This is a genomic window from Christiangramia oceanisediminis (assembly GCF_022570735.2).
GTDB lineage: Bacteria > Bacteroidota > Bacteroidia > Flavobacteriales > Flavobacteriaceae > Christiangramia > Christiangramia oceanisediminis.
Window position 1 is genome coordinate 709372 of record NZ_JANCNS010000003.1, and the last position, 20197, is coordinate 729568.

At 41.7% G+C, this 20197-nt stretch carries 22 protein-coding genes; 17 read left to right on the plus strand and 5 right to left on the minus strand.

From position 1 onward, the window contains the following. The first annotated feature begins 26 nt into the window (after positions 1-26). Genes lipA through MKO06_RS16020 form a run of 3 tightly spaced genes read left to right on the plus strand, consistent with a single transcriptional unit; the run spans position 27 to position 4202 of the window. Positions 27-908 (plus strand): lipoyl synthase, encoded by an 882-nt coding sequence (gene lipA, locus MKO06_RS16010; RefSeq protein ID WP_241552268.1) that lies wholly within the window; start codon positions 27-29, stop codon positions 906-908. Between the two features lie 7 nt (positions 909-915). Beyond that, positions 916-1923, plus strand: a complete 1008-nt coding sequence (gap, locus tag MKO06_RS16015; protein ID WP_241552269.1) for a type I glyceraldehyde-3-phosphate dehydrogenase — start codon at positions 916-918, stop codon at positions 1921-1923. A 41-nt stretch (positions 1924-1964) separates the two neighbouring features. Further along, positions 1965-4202 (plus strand): tetratricopeptide repeat-containing hybrid sensor histidine kinase/response regulator, encoded by a 2238-nt coding sequence (locus MKO06_RS16020; protein ID WP_241552270.1) that lies wholly within the window; start codon positions 1965-1967, stop codon positions 4200-4202. 109 nt (positions 4203-4311) lie between these two features. On the opposite strand, the gene lpxK is transcribed toward MKO06_RS16020, so the two are convergent. After that, the gene (lpxK, locus tag MKO06_RS16025; protein WP_241552271.1) at positions 4312-5310 is read right to left on the minus strand and encodes a tetraacyldisaccharide 4'-kinase; all 999 of its coding nucleotides are present in this window, start codon (positions 5308-5310) and stop codon (positions 4312-4314) included. A gap of 107 nt (positions 5311-5417) precedes the next feature. Between lpxK and MKO06_RS16030 the strand changes: the two genes are divergently transcribed. The 4 genes from MKO06_RS16030 to msrA all read left to right on the plus strand — a co-directional run bounded on the left by MKO06_RS16030 (position 5418) and on the right by msrA (position 8718). Further along, the gene (locus MKO06_RS16030) at positions 5418-6512 is read left to right on the plus strand and encodes a Nif3-like dinuclear metal center hexameric protein (protein WP_241552272.1); all 1095 of its coding nucleotides are present in this window, start codon (positions 5418-5420) and stop codon (positions 6510-6512) included. A gap of 1 nt (position 6513) precedes the next feature. Beyond that, positions 6514-7293 (plus strand): zinc ribbon domain-containing protein, encoded by a 780-nt coding sequence (locus tag MKO06_RS16035; RefSeq protein WP_241552273.1) that lies wholly within the window; start codon positions 6514-6516, stop codon positions 7291-7293. A 197-nt stretch (positions 7294-7490) separates the two neighbouring features. Continuing rightward, positions 7491-8054, plus strand: a complete 564-nt coding sequence (locus tag MKO06_RS16040) for a hypothetical protein (RefSeq protein ID WP_241552274.1) — start codon at positions 7491-7493, stop codon at positions 8052-8054. A 1-nt stretch (position 8055) separates the two neighbouring features. Further along, positions 8056-8718: a peptide-methionine (S)-S-oxide reductase MsrA gene (msrA, locus tag MKO06_RS16045; protein WP_241552275.1), complete on the plus strand. Its 663-nt coding sequence runs from the start codon at positions 8056-8058 to the stop codon at positions 8716-8718. 27 nt (positions 8719-8745) lie between these two features. On the opposite strand, the gene MKO06_RS16050 is transcribed toward msrA, so the two are convergent. Next, on the minus strand, positions 8746-10089 hold the full coding sequence (locus MKO06_RS16050) for an FAD-dependent oxidoreductase (RefSeq protein ID WP_241552276.1): 1344 nt from the start codon (positions 10087-10089) through the stop codon (positions 8746-8748). 201 nt (positions 10090-10290) lie between these two features. Here MKO06_RS16050 and MKO06_RS16055 point away from each other — a divergent pair, with 201 nt between their 5' ends. The 9 genes from MKO06_RS16055 to MKO06_RS16095 all read left to right on the plus strand — a co-directional run bounded on the left by MKO06_RS16055 (position 10291) and on the right by MKO06_RS16095 (position 17283). Next, positions 10291-11403, plus strand: a complete 1113-nt coding sequence (locus tag MKO06_RS16055; RefSeq protein WP_241552277.1) for an alkene reductase — start codon at positions 10291-10293, stop codon at positions 11401-11403. Between the two features lie 88 nt (positions 11404-11491). Next, positions 11492-11737 carry a hypothetical protein gene (locus MKO06_RS16060; protein ID WP_156283954.1) on the plus strand — a complete coding sequence of 82 codons (246 nt, stop codon included), beginning with the start codon at positions 11492-11494 and terminating at the stop codon, positions 11735-11737. A gap of 75 nt (positions 11738-11812) precedes the next feature. Next, positions 11813-12466, plus strand: coding sequence for a flavin reductase family protein (locus tag MKO06_RS16065; RefSeq protein WP_241552278.1), 654 nt, complete (start codon positions 11813-11815; stop codon positions 12464-12466). Beyond that, entirely contained in the window at positions 12463-12591 is a 129-nt protein-coding gene (locus MKO06_RS16070) for a DUF2256 domain-containing protein (protein WP_241552279.1), read from the plus strand. Before MKO06_RS16065 ends, MKO06_RS16070 begins: the two co-directional genes overlap by 4 nt. Further along, positions 12588-13880: a DASH family cryptochrome gene (locus tag MKO06_RS16075; protein ID WP_341849966.1), complete on the plus strand. Its 1293-nt coding sequence runs from the start codon at positions 12588-12590 to the stop codon at positions 13878-13880. The genes MKO06_RS16070 and MKO06_RS16075 overlap by 4 nt, the downstream gene beginning before the upstream one ends. Beyond that, the gene (locus MKO06_RS16080) at positions 13865-15412 is read left to right on the plus strand and encodes a cryptochrome/photolyase family protein (protein ID WP_241552280.1); all 1548 of its coding nucleotides are present in this window, start codon (positions 13865-13867) and stop codon (positions 15410-15412) included. The genes MKO06_RS16075 and MKO06_RS16080 overlap by 16 nt, the downstream gene beginning before the upstream one ends. Before the next feature lie 130 nt (positions 15413-15542). Next, positions 15543-15698, plus strand: coding sequence for a lmo0937 family membrane protein (locus MKO06_RS16085; RefSeq protein WP_131397891.1), 156 nt, complete (start codon positions 15543-15545; stop codon positions 15696-15698). Positions 15699-15776: 78 nt separating this feature from the next. Further along, positions 15777-16535 carry an SDR family oxidoreductase gene (locus MKO06_RS16090; RefSeq protein WP_241552281.1) on the plus strand — a complete coding sequence of 253 codons (759 nt, stop codon included), beginning with the start codon at positions 15777-15779 and terminating at the stop codon, positions 16533-16535. 82 nt (positions 16536-16617) lie between these two features. Next, positions 16618-17283 (plus strand): hypothetical protein, encoded by a 666-nt coding sequence (locus MKO06_RS16095; RefSeq protein WP_241552282.1) that lies wholly within the window; start codon positions 16618-16620, stop codon positions 17281-17283. Positions 17284-17295: 12 nt separating this feature from the next. On the opposite strand, the gene kynU is transcribed toward MKO06_RS16095, so the two are convergent. Continuing rightward, positions 17296-18597 (minus strand): kynureninase, encoded by a 1302-nt coding sequence (gene kynU / locus MKO06_RS16100; protein WP_241552283.1) that lies wholly within the window; start codon positions 18595-18597, stop codon positions 17296-17298. Positions 18598-18688: 91 nt separating this feature from the next. On the opposite strand from kynU, the gene MKO06_RS16105 reads away from it, so the two are divergent. Further along, positions 18689-19330, plus strand: coding sequence for an O-methyltransferase (locus MKO06_RS16105; RefSeq protein WP_241552284.1), 642 nt, complete (start codon positions 18689-18691; stop codon positions 19328-19330). Positions 19331-19333: 3 nt separating this feature from the next. On the opposite strand, the gene MKO06_RS16110 is transcribed toward MKO06_RS16105, so the two are convergent. Beyond that, positions 19334-19891, minus strand: a complete 558-nt coding sequence (locus MKO06_RS16110; RefSeq protein ID WP_241552285.1) for a phosphatase PAP2 family protein — start codon at positions 19889-19891, stop codon at positions 19334-19336. Between the two features lie 13 nt (positions 19892-19904). Next, entirely contained in the window at positions 19905-20186 is a 282-nt protein-coding gene (locus tag MKO06_RS16115; protein ID WP_241552286.1) for a Sec-independent protein translocase subunit TatA/TatB, read from the minus strand. Between the last annotated feature and the right edge of the window lie 11 nt (positions 20187-20197).

A 20197-nucleotide genomic window follows, 5' to 3' on the forward strand; every position in this document is an offset into this window, starting at 1 on the left:
GTATCTTTGAACCTCAGATTTTTGCTATGAATACAGACGTTGCGCCTATAGAATCTAAAACCGAAAGAAAGCCAAAACCAAAATGGCTTCGCGTTAAACTTCCTACCGGAAAAAAATACACCGAACTTCGCAGTTTAGTAGACAAATATGATCTACATACCATATGCACCTCGGGAAGTTGCCCTAATATGGGAGAATGCTGGAGCGAGGGTACGGCTACATTTATGATCCTGGGAAATATCTGCACCCGTTCATGCGGATTTTGTGGGGTGAAAACCGGTAGACCAGAAACCGTAGACTGGGATGAGCCTGAAAAAGTTGCCCGGTCTATCAAGATCATGAAGATCAAACATGCGGTGGTCACCAGTGTAGACCGTGACGATCTAAAAGACATGGGGTCTATCATCTGGGCCGAAACTGTCAAGGCCATTCGCCGAATGAATCCTGAAACCACTCTTGAAACACTTATCCCCGACTTCCAGGGAAACGAAAGAAATATCGACAGAATTGTTGAAGTAATGCCCGAAGTTGTTTCTCATAATATGGAAACCGTGAAAAGGCTTACCAGGGAAGTTAGAATTCAGGCGAAATACGACAGAAGCCTGGCTGTTCTTAAATACCTTAAAGATAATGGTGTTAGAAGAACCAAGTCTGGAATCATGCTTGGCCTTGGTGAGCAGGAAGAAGAGGTAATACAAACCCTTCACGATCTTCGTGAAGCTGGTGTTGATGTGGTCACCATTGGTCAATATCTGCAACCCAGCAAGAAGCACCTGCCAGTGAAACAATTCATCACTCCAGACCAGTTCAAGAAATATGAGGAAATAGGTCTTGATCTTGGTTTCAGACATGTTGAAAGCAGTGCCCTGGTGAGATCTTCGTATAAAGCACAAAAGCATATTAATTAATCCAGGAATGGCCGCAGCTATTAGAATCGGCATTAATGGATTTGGCCGGATAGGAAGAAATCTGTTCAGAAGCCTCCTGGGAAACCCGGCGATAGAGGTCACCGTTATCAACGATATCCACGACTCAAAAAGTCTTGGTCATCTTCTAAAATATGACAGCGTTCACCGAACGCTTAAAGCCGAGGTATCTTCGAATGAAGCCGGGATATTTGTAGATGATCGCCATATTCCCCTGCTCAACCATGACTCTCCAGAAGACATTCCATGGCATGAACACCAGGTGGATATTGTAGTTGATTCTTCAGGAAAATTCAAAAAAAAAGAGGAACTACAAAAACATCTGAAACCCGGAGTGAGCAAGGTAATTCTTACAGCTCCTCCTCAGGATGAAACTATAAAAATGGTGGTTCTTGGAGTGAACGAAGGGATTTTAGATGGCAGCGAAACCATCATTTCAAATGCTTCCTGCACCACCAACAATGCAGCTCCCATGCTAAAGGTTATTCATGATGAATATGAAGTTACCCAGGCATACATCACCACGGTCCATTCTTATACCTCAGACCAGAGCTTACATGACAAACCACACAGGGACCTTAGGAGGAGTCGTGCTGCAGCCCAGTCTATAATTCCCACAACCACTGGAGCCGCAAAGGCTTTAACAGGAATTTTTCCCGAATTAAGCGCCGTAATTGGCGGGTGCGGGATAAGAGTACCGGTTCCCAATGGATCCCTAACCGATATGACACTGAACGTAAAAAAGGAAACCAGCATTGAAGAGGTGAACGCCTTGTTCAAGAAAGCTTCTGAACACAGCATGAAAGGCATCATTCAATATACCGAAGATCCTATCGTGAGCGTGGATATCCTGGACAGTCCTTATAGTTGTGTTTTCGATTCTCAAATGACATCGGTAATTGACGGAACACTCATAAAATTAATTGGCTGGTATGATAATGAAATTGGCTATTCTAACCGACTTATCGATTTAATTTCCCACATTAACGATATTTAGCTATATTTAACACATAATAAGCTATTTGCTATTTTCCCCGAATGAAGAATCTAAAGCTACTTTTACTAACCTTTTGTTGCTTTATCACGTTCGGCTTTCAGGATTCGCAGGTTAAAAGCGAATCTGAGCCTACAGCTGAGGAAATTGGACAACTTCTTTCTGAAGCCGAAAATTCTATCGATATGATGGAATTCGATAAAGCCCGAAACGAACTCACCAAATCCCTGGAGCTGGCGAAACGGATCAATCATGAAAGATACATCGCTCTTTCGAGCAGCATTCTTGCCAGGATGTACCAGGTAAGGCATGAGTTTGATAAGGGAATTACCGAACTGCAGCGTGCTATCCAGATCCAAAGAGACATAAACGACCAGGTTGGATTAAACTATTCCTACATTCTATACGGAAAGATCCTTAATTCAAAGAATGAATACCAGCGTTCCTTGAAATACTTCGATCTGGCTGAGCAGTACTATCAAAAAGAAAAGAATAAGGAACAACTGGGAATTATCGCCCTGAATAAGGCTATCGTCTATAGAAATCTTCCCGATAAAAAAGACCAGGCAAAGTCCCTGCTAAATAATGCCGAGGTTTATCTTAAAAATTCCGAGAACAAATACGAGTTATCAAGACTTTATTATTACATGGCCCGCGCCAATCTCACCCAGAATGAAATGGAGCTGGCTAAGGAAAATGCCTATAAATCGCTGGAAATTTCAGAAGAAAAAGGTTTCATGGGTATGAAAATGTATACTTATGGCCTGCTGAGTCAAATTGAAGAGGCTCAAAATGACCTCGCTGCAGCCCTGGAATTGCTTAAAAAAGCCAATGAAATCCAGGAAACAATATTTAGCCTGAACAAGGAAGCGCTGGCAAGTGCTACCTATGAAAAGTTCGGGATGGAATCTTTGAAATCTACTGTAGACGAGCTTACGCTTCAAAATGCCGAACAGGAACGCACTCTCAAGGTCAACAAGCTTACTACTATCCTGAGCGTTGCATTGATAACGATCTTATCATTACTCACGCTTTCATTGTATAAGAACAATAATCTAAGGGCCAGGGCGAATGAGTTGCTTCAGAAAAAGAATTCGGAATTGACACTGGCCAAGGAAAATGCTGAAAAAGCCTCCATGGCGAAGGCACAGTTCCTTTCTACCATTACCCATGAACTTAGAACACCCCTATATGCTGTAACGGGACTAACGCATCTATTGCTTGAGGAAAGTCCTACCGAAAGCCAGAAAGAACATCTGAATTCACTTAAGTTTTCAGGAGAATACCTGCTTTCACTTATCAACAACATACTGGACCTGAACAAACTTGAAGCAAATAAGGTCGAGATCGTTAAATCTTCTTTCAATCTTCATAAAAGAATTTCAGATGTACTGGTGGCTTTAAAGAATTCGGCTGACGAAAAAAATACCAAACTTCATTTCGAATTCGATGAAAGCATCCCTAAAAAATTAATAGGTGATCCGCTTAAGATCTCCCAAATTTTGATCAATCTTATTGGTAATTCCATCAAGTTCACCGAAAATGGGGATATCTGGATCTCGGTTAAAAAGGCTTCCCAGGAAGACAAGGAGTTGAAGTTATTATTCGACATAAGAGATAATGGCGAAGGCATCAGCAAGGAGAAACAAAAGGCTATTTTCGAGAACTTCACCCAGGGCTCCACTCAAATCAATCGTAAATTTGGCGGCACCGGCCTGGGGCTTTCTATCGTTAAAAACCTGCTTACACTCCTTAACAGTGAGATCAACCTGGAAAGCGATCTTGGCAAGGGATCAAGGTTTAGTTTCGAACTTGATTTTGAGGTTCCGGAAGCTGAGTTAAAATCGGCTGCTGTAGCCAATGCTACTCCAGAAACTGTAGAAGCCATTTCTAATGAGGTCATGGCCGGCAAACATATTCTGGTTGTAGAAGACAATAAGATCAACCAGATGATCACCAAAAAGATCTTGGAAAAGAACAAGGTGGTCTGTGATGTTGCCGATAATGGCTCCGTCGCTGTGGAAAAAGTAGAAAAGAAACAATTCGATCTTATACTAATGGATATTCATATGCCGGGAATTAGCGGGATCGAAGCTACCATACAGATTAGAAAGTTCAACCAGGATATTCCAATTATCGCACTTACCGCAGTGACCCTGGACGATAACCTCGATGAATTCTACCTGAACGGGTTTAATGATATCATTCCAAAACCCTATAAAACCGAAGAATTCTTCAATAAAATAAACAGGCATTTAATAGCCAGCGAAACCGCCGTTTAAGTTTTGGCATGGGCTTTGTAAAATACAGGCAAGTAGAATTATATAGAGAAGAAATCATATAGTTTGAATTAGCCAAAGATAAAATGAGGTGTTCCCCAACACCTCATTTTTATTTGATATAATCCATTATTATCCTGTCAAATTCAGCCTTAGCGCTCCCCAGAAATTTAGTCCTAATTGGCAAATAACCCAGTTTTTCTCCGGGTAAAGAATGCTTGAGCCTCATATAATCCTTTTCGGTGGTGAGGATAAACGGAGCGGTTTCCAGTTCACGAATTTCCTTTTCTGTAAAATTATGATGATCTGGAAATTCAAAATGCTCTAAAACTTTATTTTCGGCAATTAGATAATCCAATAAAGGTCTCGGGTTAGCGATCCCGGTCACCAGAATGGCCTTTTCCGGAATTTCACTCAGAGAAATCTTACAGAAATTCGAATGAACCACCTCTGAATATTCGATTCCCGAGAAAAAGACCCGCTGATCTTCCTTTGGTTTTAACTCCAGGATTATTTTGCTTTTCTCTTCTTCGGAAAGCTGCGGCGGACATTTAGTAACGATCATAACATTGGCCCTGGAAGCTCCGCTGGCCGACTCCCTAAGATTTCCAGCAGGAAGCAAAAGATCACCTGTAAAAAGATCGCCGTAAGCAGTGAGTAGAATATTGAATCCGGCTCTTACTTTTCGATGCTGAAAGGCATCATCGAGGAGTATCACTTCAGGTTCAAATTCCTGCAGCCTTGAAATCCCTTCACGCCTGTTGGCTTCTACAGCCACCAGAACATCTGGAAATTTGGTTTTAAACTGAAGCGGCTCGTCGCCCACTTCTGCCACGGTATCTCCCGTTTCTACCAGTTTGAAACCTGTGGTCTTTCGTTTGTACCCACGACTAAGTACCGCAACTTTGCACTGATCCTGCAGTAGCGCGATCAGGTATTCGATCATCGGTGATTTTCCGGTTCCGCCAACGTTAAGATTTCCCACACAAATAACCGGGAGATCATATGACTCCGATTTCAGCAAGCCCATATCATACATCCAGTTCCTCACACCGGTAATAAGATGATAACCACCTGAGAAGGGAAAAAGTATTTTTCGGAGTTTAGACATGAAAGGCTTTCTATAATATTTATATTTGAGATCCCACGATTTTGGAATGTGGAAAATAGCTTCAGTTCTGAATTCAGAAACCAAACTGCAGGCTAAAATATTAAAATATGATCATACAGGAAGTAATTAAGATTATTGAGGAATTTGCTCCTCTCCCCTATGCCGAAGATTTTGACAACGTAGGTCTTCTTGTTGGGGATTCTACAAATGAGGTAACTAAAGCATTGATCACCCTGGACACTCTTGAAGCCACGGTAGACGAAGCTATAGAAAAGAGGTGCAATTTGATCATCAGTTTTCACCCTATCATTTTTTCGGGTCTTAAAAAACTTACAGGCCGGGATTATGTTGAAAGAACCGTTCTAAAGGCTATTAAAAATGACATTGCCATTTACGCGATACATACGGCGCTGGACAATCAGCATAAAGGAGTGAATGACATGATCTGCGAAAAACTCGGTCTTTTAAACAGAAAAATACTCATCCCTAGAAAAGACTCAATTAGGAAATTAACCACTTTCGTACCTACTCAGCATGCCGACCAGGTGAGAAAAGCCATGTTCGAAGCAGGAGCCGGAAGTATTGGAAATTATAATGACTGCAGCTTTAATATTACCGGTAAGGGAAGTTTTAAGGGCAACGAAGAATCCAATCCGGTAATTGGGGAAAAAGGCAAAATACATTTTGAAGAGGAAGTACAGATAGGCCTCACTTTTCCTAAACACAGGCAATCGGCAATATTAAAAGCATTGTTCGATACACATCCTTACGAGGAGGTGGCCTATGAGATACATTCACTGGAAAATGAAAACCAGCATTTAGGCATGGGTATGATAGGCGAACTTGAAAACGAAAAGGACGAAGCAGAATTTTTGAACGAAGTAAAAAAGACCTTTGATTCCGGTTGCATCAGGCATTCCAAATTGAAAGGAAAGTCGGTAAAAAAGGTAGCCGTATTGGGCGGAAGTGGAGCATTTGCGATCAACCAGGCCAAAAGTGCTGGGGCTGATGTCTTTATTAGCGCAGATTTTAAGTACCACGATTTCTATAAAGCCGAAGGAAAACTGGTGCTAGCCGATATTGGACACTATGAAAGCGAGCAGTTTACAAAAAATTTACTATATTCTTTTCTTAGCAAAAAAATTAGTAGTTTTGCATTTATTTTAGGAGATACAAATACCAATCCAATACACTATTTATAATATGGCGAAAAAAAACGATGTTACTGTAGAAGAGAAGTTAAGAGCTCTGTACGATCTTCAACTGGTAGATTCCAGAATCGATGAAATTAGAAACGTACGTGGTGAACTTCCCCTTGAAGTAGAAGATCTGGAAGATGAAGTAGCAGGTTTGAACCGACGCCTGGAAAAACTGGATGCCGATATCGAGGTCATTGAAAATGACATCAAGAATAAAAAGAACCAGATTGAGGAGTCTAAATCTACGATCAAAAAATATACAGAACAGCAAAAGAATGTTCGTAACAATAGAGAATTCAACGCTCTAAGTAAAGAAATCGAATTCCAGGAGCTTGAGATAGAACTTTCGGAAAAGCATATTAAGGAATATAAGGCTAAGATCGAGCAAAAGAAAGAGGTGATCGCTCAAACCAAAGAAAAACTTTCTGAAAGAGAAGAGCACCTGAAGCATAAAAAAGGTGAACTTGACGAGATCCTTAAAGAGACCGAGAAGGAAGAACAGGCCCTGATCGATAAATCCAAGGAATACGAAAAGAATATCGAAGACAGATTGGTTAGCGCTTACAAAAGAATTCGTTCTAACGTAAGAAATGGTCTTGCAGTGGTACCAGTAGAAAGAGGTGCCTCCGGTGGATCATTCTTCACGATCCCTCCACAGGTGATCATGGAGATCGCTGGTAGAAAGAAGATCATTACCGATGAACACAGTGGACGTATTCTTGTAGACGAAGAACTGGCTAAAGAAGAGCAGGAAAAAATGGCAAATATGTTCAAGAAGTTCTAAACTTCTTGCTTACTTGAATTAAATAGCAAACTGCCTGGGGATTAACAGTAAGATCATCAAGATCTGAAGCAAAATTTCTCCAGGCAGTTTTTTTTGTGCCTTCACCCACCCTTCCTGATCAAGGGATTAACAAGTATTTTACATTTTACCGGTTTTTATAAATTATCTTTAGCCAACCCAATTCTTAAACTATGAGAATGCTATTGATATTTAGTTGCCTTTTGCTAAGCTTTACTTCCTGCAAGGATGCAGAGAACAGCAAAACCGAAACTTCTGATGCTATCGAGCAACAGCAGAAGTCTGAGAAAAAAATAGACCGGTATTCCTCATCAGAAAAGAATGATCCAGAACCATCCACTGCCGATGAAGAACCCGAAGCTGAAACGAACAATAGCATTCTGGCTGGCCGGTATAAAAAAGACGGGCACCCAGAAGACGCTAACTGTAATTGTTATTGCCTGGATATTCAACTGAACGCGACTTCAGAATTATGCCTTGCTGACGGTGAACTTTATGTAAATGGTCGTTTTGAAAAAGACGGAGATAAGATCAATATTTATTACGCCGGGAAGTCAGCAAGAACTGAGAATTCAGATATTCCCTGGGATCAGTTCGAAAAAAATAGACCCATCGCTATTTTAAGCCCTGAAGCAAATGGCATGTCACTGGACTGGATTGGGTTCACCATTAATGGTGAGATCGCTGTAGACTACGCATTGTACGGCAAAAAAACATTAGAAGGAACCTATAACAAATTATAAGATGAAGTTGATTCTATTAAACCTGATTAGCATAGTTTTATTAGCCTGCGGAAATAAGGCTGAAAAAACCACCGTTACCAAACCAGAGATCGCGAATGCCGAACCTGTTGAAGTAAAAGCCCAGGACGGCATGGAAAGAGCCTATTTTGCCAGCGGTTGTTTCTGGTGCGTCGAGGCGATCTATGAAAGTATAGAAGGAGTGGGCGAAGCTATTTCAGGTTATTCTGGCGGGCACACTAAAAACCCTACTTACGAGTCAAGTAATACAGGAACAACGGGCCATGCTGAGGCAGTAGAGGTTATTTATGATCCGGAGGTGGTAGATTTTAGAACGCTAGTAGAGGTTTATTTCGGATCCCAGGACCCAACCCAGGTTAATGGGCAGGGACCAGACCGTGGATCGCAATATCGATCGCTTATTTTCTACCAGAATGAAGAACAGAAAAAAATAATCGAGGAAGTTAAGGCCGAAGTTGCCAAAAACTATGAAGAACCTATAGCCGCTGAAGTTTTGCCTTTCCAGAAATTCTGGAAAGCCGAGGATTACCACCAGGATTACGAAGAGAACAATCCAAACAACCCGTATATCCAGAATGTATCGATACCGAGGTTAAATCGTTTCAAAGCAAAATTTCCTGATATTTTAAAGGAAGATGCTCATTAAAAAATTAACGGCCGATTGGCCGTTTTTTTATTCCTTCAACAAATCGATGATCCTGTTCTGAACCTGTGGTGAGTTCCAGTTCTTGGCGATATCTGGCATTTCCATGATCTCATCCATGATCGCTCTTTGACGATCTCCTATTTGAAGGGCTTCAGAATAGGCTTTATCAGAAAACGTGACTCTTGAATATAAGGGTGTCCATAATTCCGGGTGATCACTCGCAAACTTCTTTTCGATCTTCTTTCTCAAGAGAAACATGGGGTCTGCCGTTTTACTACTCATCTCAAGAAAATTGCGGTAACTAAGTTCGGCAATGGCATCGCCATTAGGTTTACGCTCCGTTTGATATTCTTCGAAGATCTGCTGCCAGTCATTTCCGTATTTTTCCATCTTCTGGTCCAGCACATAGATGTCTTCAAAACCTGCATTCATGCCCTGACCGTAAAATGGAACGATCGCATGAGCCGAATCCCCCACCAGGGTGATCTTATCGTAATAAGACCATGGAAAACACTTGATGGTCACCATGGCACTGGTTGGATTCTTAAAAAATTCTTTCTTCAAATTAGAAATTTCTCCCTTGATGTCCGGAAAATAGGATTCGAAAAAGGCATCGGCATCCTTTTCAGTTTTGATACTTTCAAAAGAGATATCGCCTTCGAAAGGCAAAAACAGCGTACAGGTAAAAGACCCATTAAGATTTGGCATGGCGATAAGCATGAATTCACCTCTTGGCCAGATATGAAAAGAAGAATTATCAAGCTTATGACTTCCGTCTTCATTGGGAAGGATGGTTAATTCTTTATATCCTACATCAATAAAATGCTGGGAATAATTGAACCTGCTCTGCCGTTGCATCTTATGTCGTATCCTGGAAAAGGCACCATCGGCACCAAATATCAGGTCAAACTGATATTCCTGCCAGGGGCTTTTTTCAGATTCACCCGTGTAAAGCCTGGCGTTTTGCATATCAACATCCCAGACCTTCTCCTCGAACCTAAAAACCGCTCCGGCATTTTCGGCAAGATCGATCATTTTTCGGTTCAGGATTCCGCGGGAAATGGAATAGATCGCTTCGCCATCTTCACCATACTTTTGAAAATAGACCTCCTGCCCTTCCACATGCATGGCTCTTTTATCCAGTGGTAACGCCAGTTTCCTGATCTCGTCTTCGATCCCAACTTCCCTTAATGCCCGCCATCCCCGGTTAGACATCGCCAGGTTGATAGACCTTCCTGAAAATTCCACTTTTCTAACATCGGGCCTCCTATCGAAAACCGTGACCTTATGTCCTCTCTTCCGAAGGAAAATAGCAAGTAAAGAGCCTACAAGCCCTGAACCAACTATTGCTACATCTTTTTGTTCTTGCATGAATAGAATTGAAAGTAAATCCCGGCAGTGGTTAATTTCGCCTGAAGATCGAAGTTAAATTATACTGCGAAATTAATTAATAAATATGAAACAGCTTTTATACCGCCAAATAATAGCCGGAAGGATGCTATAAAGTTCCCAATTATAAATTTATTAACATCGAGGCTAGATCATAACCGGTAATTTTAAAAGAAAAATAATATGAGCAAAGAAACTCAGGCCCTGCTGCAAGCCTACCAGATGGGTGATCTTAACCTTAAGAACAGGGTGATCATGGCACCCATGACGAGAAATAGGGCCGATAACGCAGACAACGCGCCTACCCAGATGCATGTGGAATACTACTCACAGAGAGCCGGTGCGGGGCTGATCATTACTGAAGGTTCCCAGGTTTCTGAAAGAGCTGTTGGCTACATCAACACCCCGGGGATCTATACCCCAGAACAGGTAGAAGGCTGGAAAAAGGTTACCAAAGCCGTTCATGAAAAGGACGGGAAGATATTTATTCAATTATGGCACGTAGGCAGGATGTCCCATCCTAAATTTCATTCAGGCGAAAAACCGCTGGCACCAAGTGCTATTAACCCAAATGCTAAGGTATATACCCCTGAGGGCTTTGAACAAACAACAGCTCCAAAGGAAATGAGCATACAGGAGATCCAGGAAACCATCCAGGAATTCAGGAATGCAGCCAAAATGGCCAAAGAGGCAGGATTTGATGGCGTGGAGATACATTCTTCAAATGGATACCTTTTTCACCAGTTCTTTAATAAGAACGCCAATCAAAGAACCGACGATTATGGAGGGAACATCCCTAACCGGGCCCGGTTTTTCTTTGATGTCCTTGAGGCGATCAGCGAAATATGGCCAGAGAATAGAATAGGCTGCAGATTCAATCCTTCACTTCATAAATCCTTCGGAATTGTGGCGAGCGAGGAAAGCATTCCAACCTTCGATTATATCATCGAAAAATTGAACGCCTACGACCTGGCCTATGTTCATCTTTCAGAACCTTTTACCGATGTAAGTGAGGTGCCATACCTCGAAACCCAAATTGCCAGACATTATCGTGAGATCTACAAGGGCACCTTATTGATCAACAATAATTTCGACCAGCAATCTGGGAATAAGGTGATCGAAGACGGTGATGCAGACCTGGTCGCTTTTGGAAAATTATTCATTTCTAACCCCGATCTTCCGGAACGGTTCAGGAATAACTGGCCTCTGGCAGAATACGATGAAGATACCTTTTACACCTCGGGTAAAGCTGGATATATTGATTATCCTAAGTATCAGGAAGAAAAAGTTTCCTAATATTTTTATAAAGCTGTTTTAAAAGCTGTTAAGAATTTTTGCCTGGGTTACCGGTTGATTTAACTTAGAAACACTAAAACTTAAAATTATGGATCAGGCGAAACTGGACCACATGCGGTCTATGCTTAACAAACTGGAAGATATCAAGAACACTCAGAGCAGTCTTATTGATAAGATCAATCATGTGATCACAGATCTATTTCAGCATCCAGATAAAAATCTGGAAAAAGTAATGGAAGAGGCACATCAAAAAGCTTCAGATAATATAGACGCGGTACGAGATGCCATGGAAGAATATGAAATGGCGATCAATAAAATGGAAAATCAGAATTAATTTAAAGATCCGTTAACAGCCTATTATAGCTGCAATTTCTAAATTGAGGTCAGTCGAAAAAACTGACCTTTTTTTATGAAACATATCACAGCAGATAATATCAGGAAGATGGAAAAGATCTTCCGCCTGAACCTTATTAATAGTTGCACGGGATATAAATCTGCCAACCTAATAGCCACAAAATCGAAATCGGGTAATCCCAACGTAGCAGTATTTAGCTCGGTAACCCATATAGGAAGCGATCCTGCGCTACTTGGATTCGTGACGCGTCCTTTAAGCGTAGCCCGTAACACCTACAATAACATAAAGGAAACTTCAGTTTTCACAGTAAATCATATCCACGAAAAAATGATCGAGAGGGCTCACCAGACGGCCGCCAAATACGAAGAGGATATTTCCGAATTTTCAAAAACCGGTCTTATTGAGGAATATCTCGGTGATTTCCATGCTCCTTTCGTTCAACAATCTGAAGTCAAACTGGGATGCAGATATGTCAATGAATATGAGATAAAAGAAAATGACACAGTGCTGGTAATTGCGGCCATTGAGCATATTTATTACGATGAAGGCATTCAAATGCCAGATGGCTGGTTAAGACTGGACGATGCCGGAACTGTCGCCGTTAACGGACTTGACGGCTATTCCCTTCCCTCCCTTTTGGACCGGTTTCATTATGCACGCCCCGGGCAGGAAGTAAAGTCCTTTTTTTCAAAATCAAAGGATGAATGAAAAAGGAGCATTTACCGGAGAAGATCTGCCCGGTTTGCGGAAAGCCTTTTAAATGGAGAAAGAAATGGAAAAAAGACTGGGAAAACGTAAAATATTGCAGCAAGAAATGCCGAAGAAATAAATGATGGGAAACGCACTGGTATGGTTTAGGAATGACCTGAGAATTCATGATCAGGAAGCCCTTGCTTCAGCTTGTAATCAAAATGAGCGGGTTCTGGCCGCTTATTTTTTTGATCCTCGTCACTACCAGGTGACCGAATACGGGTTTAAGAAAACCGGAAAGTTCAGGGCCAGATTTCTTATCGAAAGCATTCACGAATTAAAAAAGAATCTGGAAAAGCTCAATATCAACCTGATGATTTTTGAAGCCGAACCTGAAGAGAAGATTCCGGAACTGGTTTCAAAATTTGAAATCTCTGATATTTATTTTCAGAAGGAATGGACTTCGGAAGAAAAAGAGGTGGAAGACAGTTTGAAAGACAGGCTTGAAAATGTCCAATTCCATTCTTATTTCCAGCAGTTCCTTTTCCATCCCGAAGACCTGGCTTACGACGATTACCAGGAAATCCCGGAAGTGTTTACCGAATTCAGAAAAAAGCAGGAAAAACAGTCGAAGGTTCGGGAATTATTTCCAGTTCCTGAGGCCAGGCAGGAAAAGAATATGGATTCCGAAAAAACAGAAATTCCCGGTCTTAAAGAACTTGGACTTGAAGAATTCGAACAGGATGAACGTACGGCTTTTCCATTCCAGGGAGGTGAAGAACAGGCAAAAAAACGGGTTAAGGAGTATTTCTGGACTTCCAGGAATCTGCTTGAATATAAAAAGACCAGGAATGGTTTAATAGGTGAGGAATACAGTTCCAAGTTATCTGCCTGGCTGGCTAACGGAAGCATTTCCCCGCGATATATCTACCACGAAGTGAAGAAATTTGAAAACAAAATCAGGAGCAACGAGAGCACATACTGGTTGATCTTTGAGCTGATCTGGCGAGATTATTTCAAGTATATGTCATTAAAACATGGCAACGATTTCTTCAAATTAGGTGGAATTAAAAAGAAGAAGTTAGACTGGAACAATGATAAGGAAAGCCTGGACCGCTGGATCGATGGAGAAACTAAAGAGGCATTCGTAAATGCGAATATGAAAGAGATCGCGGCGACCGGTTTTATGAGCAACCGCGGAAGACAGAATGTTAACAGCTTTTGGGCTAAAGAATTGAAACAGGACTGGCGCATAGGAGCTGCCTATTTTGAAAGCCTGTTGATAGATTATGATGTGCACAGCAACTGGGGCAACTGGATGTACAATAGCGGGGTGGGCAATGATCCACGCGATCGAAAATTCAATATCAAAAGCCAGGCGAACCGATATGACGCCGATAACGAATACCAGGATCTATGGCTGAAAAACTAAAGACACTCCGCCTTATTTTAGGTGACCAGCTCAATCACAAACATAGCTGGTATAATGGTGAACAGGACCACATCACCTACCTATTTATGGAAATGAGGCAGGAAACCGATTATGTAAAGCACCACATTCAAAAGATCGTGGCCTTCTTTAGCGCAATGCGGAATTTTGCTGAATATCTGCAGGAACGCGACCACCAGGTGATCTATCTGAAAATAGGTGATAGTGAAAATGAACAGACCTTACCAGATAATCTTAAAAAATTGATCTCCGATCATAATTTTGAAAAATTCGAATACCAGTTACCCGATGAATACCGGCTGGACGAGCAGCTGAAGGATCTCTGCAAGGAGCTGGATATCGAATCAGAAGCTTACGACACCGAACATTTTTATACATCACGAACCGATCTCGAGAAATTCTATGAAGGCAAGAAACAGCTCACCATGGAATATTTCTACAGGGATATGCGGAAAAAGCATAACATCCTGATGGTTAACAAGAGTAATCCGGAAGGCGGAAAATGGAATTTCGATAAATCAAACCGAAAGAAATGGAAAGGTGAAGCGGAGATTCCTCATGAAAAAGGATTTCGAAAAGATGTTTCCTCACTGCTGGAAGAGATCGAAAAAGCCGGCATAGAAAGCATGGGATCTATACAGGCCAACAATTTCAACTGGCCCACCAGCCGTGAAGACTCCCTGAAAGTGCTCAATTATTTCTGTAAGAATCTGCTGGTTCATTTTGGAGATTTCCAGGATGCGATGCACACAGAGCAGGAATACCTTTTTCATTCCCGTCTCTCTTTTTGTATGAACTCAAAAATGTTAAGTCCGAAGGAGGTGATCGAATCGGTTTTAGATCATTATTACGACAACAAGAATGAAATTGATATTAGCCAGGTTGAGGGTTTCGTGAGGCAAATTCTTGGCTGGAGAGAGTATATGCGCGGAATTTACTGGAAGGAAATGCCCGGCTACCGAAGAAGTAACAAGCTGCGTAATCAAAATGAACTACCCGGCTTCTATTGGGATGCAGATACAAAGATGAACTGTTTGCATCATAGTATCAAAAACAGCCTTGAAAATGCTTACGCCCATCACATTCAGCGCTTAATGATCACCGGAAACTACGCTCTTCTTACTCAAACCCATCCAGATGAAGTGGACGCCTGGTACCTGGGAATCTATATAGACGCCATTGAATGGGTTGAAATCACCAATACACGTGGAATGAGCCAGTTTGCCGATGGCGGTATCGTGGCGACCAAGCCGTATGTATCGAGTGGAAGTTATATCAATAAGATGAGCAACTATTGCTCGAACTGTCATTATGATGTAAAAAAGAAAACCGAAGAAAATGCCTGTCCCTTTAACAGTTTGTACTGGAACTTTCTTGACTCCAAAAGGGAAGAATTTGCCGATAATCAGCGAATGAATATGATGATGAGCCTTTTAGATAAAAAGAATCCCGATGAAATGGATAAGATCAGGAAACGCGCTGCACAGATCATCAAAGAGCCTTCTAAGTTTTAAAAGTCAAAGTTAAATCAAGGTTAAATGCAGACTCTCAGGTGATTTGATTCTATAACTTAGTATAAGATTTCAACCTTCAACAGTAAACTATTAATCAATTGCAACGCGAGTTGTTTAAAATCAACCTGACATGAGAGATTTAATTTGGCTTATTATTGTCCTACTAATTATTGGATGGCTTGTAGGATATTTTGCATTCCCAGACCTGGGAAGTATTATCCACATCCTGATAGTGCTTGCTGTAATTCTTGTACTTTACAAGCTACTCACAGGAAGACGACTCTAAAATTTTGAAATTAAAGCAAAACCCTTTGAGCGATCAGAGGGTTTTTTTATTTTTTATCTTAACTGAAATAATACTAAAATGTGGAAACTGGAAAAAAAGAAGGCACTTGTAACCGGCGGAACCAAGGGGATTGGAAGGGCAGTCGTGATTGAATTCCTGGAGCTGGGAGCTGAAGTTCTTTTTACAGCCCGTAATGAAAAGGATGTCAAAAAACTTGAAGCAGAGCTTGAAGATGAGGGTTATAAAGCAACCGGAGTGGTTTCTGACGCCGCTATAGCTGAAGATCGTGAAGCAATAAGGAACTGGGTTGCCAATCACTGGGGCCGCCTGGATATCCTGGTTAACAATGCTGGGATCAACATTAGGAAAAAAGCAAATGATTATAGTGAAGAAGAATTTCGGAAAGTGGTGGAAGTAGACCTGATCGCTCCCTTCGAATTAAGCCGAATCCTTTTTCCCTATCTTAAAAATTCAGGGAAAGCCTCGGTGATTAACATCGCTTCTTCAGCAGCCATACAGGATGTAGGCACTGGTGTTCCATATGCCATGTCGAAGTCGGGCCTATTACAACAAACCAGAAGTCTGGCTGTGGAATGGGCAAAAGAAGGGATTCGTGTGAACGCGGTATCACCCTGGTTCATCAAAACCCCACTAACCGATGGGTATCTTCAGGATGAAGAAAGGATGAAATCGATACTTAACCGTACACCAATAGGAAGGGTTGGAGAACCTGAAGAAATTTCGGCTATTGCCAGTTTCCTGGCCATGAATAAATCGTCATTCATCACAGGACAAAATATCATAGCAGACGGCGGTATGAGCGTAAAGGCTTTATAAGCGTATTATCCTTCCTAAATTAGCAGGGAATTGATTGATTTTAGTAATTTTCGGGATAATAACACCAACTAACATTTAAACTATGAACAAATACCTTCTAATTTGCCTCCTGGCTATTTCGTTTACGGCCTGTAAAAATGAAAGCAGGGAACAGGAAAAAGAACAGAAAGAACTTGCGGTTCACGAGGAGATCGCGATGGCTAACGGGTTTAAAGAATTCGACAGTATTGACCAGCTCAATTTTACCTTCAATGTCAAGGTGAACGACAGCCTGCGCTCGAGCAGGCGCTGGGAATGGAATACCGAAACAGATGAAATCAGCCTCACCGAACGAGATACTACACTCACTTACACCAGAACCGATTCCATCGCTGAGGAAAACAAAAGTATCGACCAGAAATTCATTAACGATACCTACTGGTTGCTTTTCCCGTTCCAGCTGGAGTGGTCTAATGCCAATTTCAGCGAGGTAAAAACCGCTGCAGCTCCTATAAGCGGAAAAGAACTGAAAATGATCACGGTGAGCTATCCTTCAGAAGGAGGCTACACGCCGGGGGACAGCTATGATATCTATTTTGATGATGATCACATGATCCAGGAATGGGTTTATAAAGCTGCTGGAGGTAATCGGCAAATGGCTACCACCTGGGAAGATTACCAGAATTATAAAGGCGTTAAGATCGCGAAGTCACATAAATCTGCTGATGGCAGTTTTGAACTTTATTTCAGTGACATTTCAGTAGAATAAAAAAAAGGAGGCTTAAGCCTCCTTTTTCATTTTATGTTGTTTTTCCAGAATACCTTTTTTAAGGATCTGGCCAAATTCATACATATCCTCGAACGAGCAGTAAAAAGGTGCCGGCGCGAGCCTGATCACGTTAGGCTCACGCCAATCTGTAATCACTCCGTGATCCATCAGGTATTTAAAAAGTTCCCTTCCCTCTCCATGCAGAAAGACCGATAGTTGTGTACCCCGCTCATCCTGGTTAGAAGGAGTAATGACCTCAAAGGTGCTTTCTACCTGCTTATCGATCTCGTGTAGAATAAACTCAAGATAAGCTACGATCATATTCCGCTTTTCTATCAAAGCGGGCATTCCCACCTCTTCAAACATTTCCAGGGAGGCCAGGTAAGGCGCCAGGGCAAGAATAGGTGCATTGCTTATTTGCCAGGCATCGGCGGTTGGTTCCGGCTGGAATTCGGGCTCCATCAAAAACCTTCTTTCTTTATTATGCCCCCACCAGCCTTCAAAGCGCGGAATGTCTTTTTTGTTATGATATTTTTCGTTGATAAAGCATCCCGAAGCATTCCCGGGACCGGAATTCATATATTTATAACTACACCAGGCCGCGAAATCTACATTCCACTCGCTCAATTTCAACTCTATATTCCCGGCCGCATGAGCCAGGTCCCAACCTACGAAGGCTCCTATTTCATGTCCTGCCTTCGTGATAGTTTCCATGTCAAAAACCTGGCCTGTATAGTAATTCACCCCTCCAATCAATACCAGGGCGCACTCCTCTCCTACTTCTTTTATGGTCTCCAGAACATCTTCTGTTCTAAAATTGTTTTCTCCATCCCTTTTTTTGATCTCTACGATCGCTTCTTCCGGGTCATAGCCATGAAACCGTACCTGGCTGGCGATCATATACTGGTCACTTGGAAAGGCCTTTTCTTCACAAATGATCTTAAACCTTTTGCTGGTTGGCCTGTAAAATGAAACCATCAACAAATGTAGGTTTACGGTAAGCGTATTCATCACGGTAACTTCAGCAGGTTTTGCCCCCACTACCCTGGCCAGTTTTTCTGAGAATCGCTCATGGTAATCCCACCAGGACTTTTCAGCATAAAAATGACCTTCAACACCCAGTTCAGCCCAGTCTTTCATCACCTCATCTACATACTTCCGGGCTCTTTTTGGTTGCAATCCCAGTGAATTTCCAACAAAATAGATGACATCCCGACCATTTACCCTGGGGAAAATAAATTCATTCCTATAGCCTGCCAGTTTATCCTTTCTATCCAGTTCCCGGGCAAATTCCCTGGAGTTTTCAAACCGCATATCTTTAATTTTTGGTAAAAATACAATTTCGTTTTTAATCGATAGGTCACAAAACGCCGGCGAAAATCTTTAAATTCGCAAAAAAAGATCAATGCATTTTTTACCCGAAAAAATAGACGACTATATCATTGCACATTCAGAAAAAGAACCTGAACTGCTTTCCAGGCTGAACAGGGAGACCAATCAAAAAATGTTGCAGCCACGCATGTTAAGCGGTCACTACCAGGGAAGGGTACTCAGCTTGCTTTCTAAGATAAAAATGCCTGGTTCCATTCTCGAAATTGGAACTTATACGGGTTATTCGGCTTTATGCCTTGCCGAAGGTTTAACAAAAGACGGAAAACTTCATACCATTGATGTTAATGAGGAATTAGTTGATTTTCAGAAAAAATATTTCGATCAGTCTCCTTACTCAGCACAAATTCACCAGTATCTGGGTGACGCTACAGAGATCATTCCGCAGATCCCGGAAAAGTTTGACATGGTCTTTATCGATGCGGATAAACCGAATTATCCTGCATATTTTGATTTGATAATCGACAAGATGAATCCTGGCGGGATCATCCTTTCAGATAATGTATTATGGTCTGGTAAGGTGGTGGAAAAAGTAAAAGAAGATGACGAATCTACCCAGGCGCTCCTGGTCTACAACAAAATGCTGGCAGAAGATCCACGTGTAGAGACAGTGATCATGCCGCTAAGGGACGGACTTACGATTAGCAGGGTCAAATAATGCTTAATAAAGGCGTCTCCCGGCCTTTAGATAGATTTCATAAAAGATAAGGGCCATTATAATACCTACCACAGTTCCAACAAAAATATCACCTGGGTAGTGGACTCCCACATAAATGCGACTCATCACGAAAAGTATAGGCCAGATATAGGCCAGGTAGATCCAGCGTGTTTTATTCTGAAGCACCAGAACTACGAAAGTAGTGGCAGCGAACGACGTTGAAGCATGTCCCGAAAAAAAACTATAATTGGTAGGCTCCTGTAATATCCTGATCAGATCTGCCAGGTCTGGCTCATTATTGGGACGCAACCTCAGTGCAATACTTTTTACCAGGTTGGTAAAGCCCCAGGTGGTGAATACAGTTGCAAGTAAAAATAAGGTAGAAAAACTGGCCTTTTTCCAGTGATAAGCCAGGAAAAAGAATAAAAAGAATAGTAGATAAAGTGGAATCCAGTGTCTTGGATTAGTTACGAAGATCCAAAAAGCATCATATCTTTCAATCCCGAGATTATTGAGAAAAACGAACAATTCCCGATCCCATTCCTGAATCTGCTCCCACATTCCTTATATACTATTAGAGTCGACGTTTAACAGATCCGGTGATCTCATCAATATCTTCCTTAACCTTGTCAATCTCTCCTCTAACATCCTTCGTGAAATCGGTATCTATTCCCTGTTTCTCGGCGCTTTTCTGAATTTCACTTTTAATATCATTAGATGCATTCCTGATGGCCTTCATGCCCTTCCCTAAGCCTCTGGCAATTTCCGGGATCTTATCGGCACCAAAAACCATTACCAGGATAAACATGATAAAAGCTATCTCAGCTCCACTAATAAACAAAGGTATCATATGCATAGCAAGCAAAT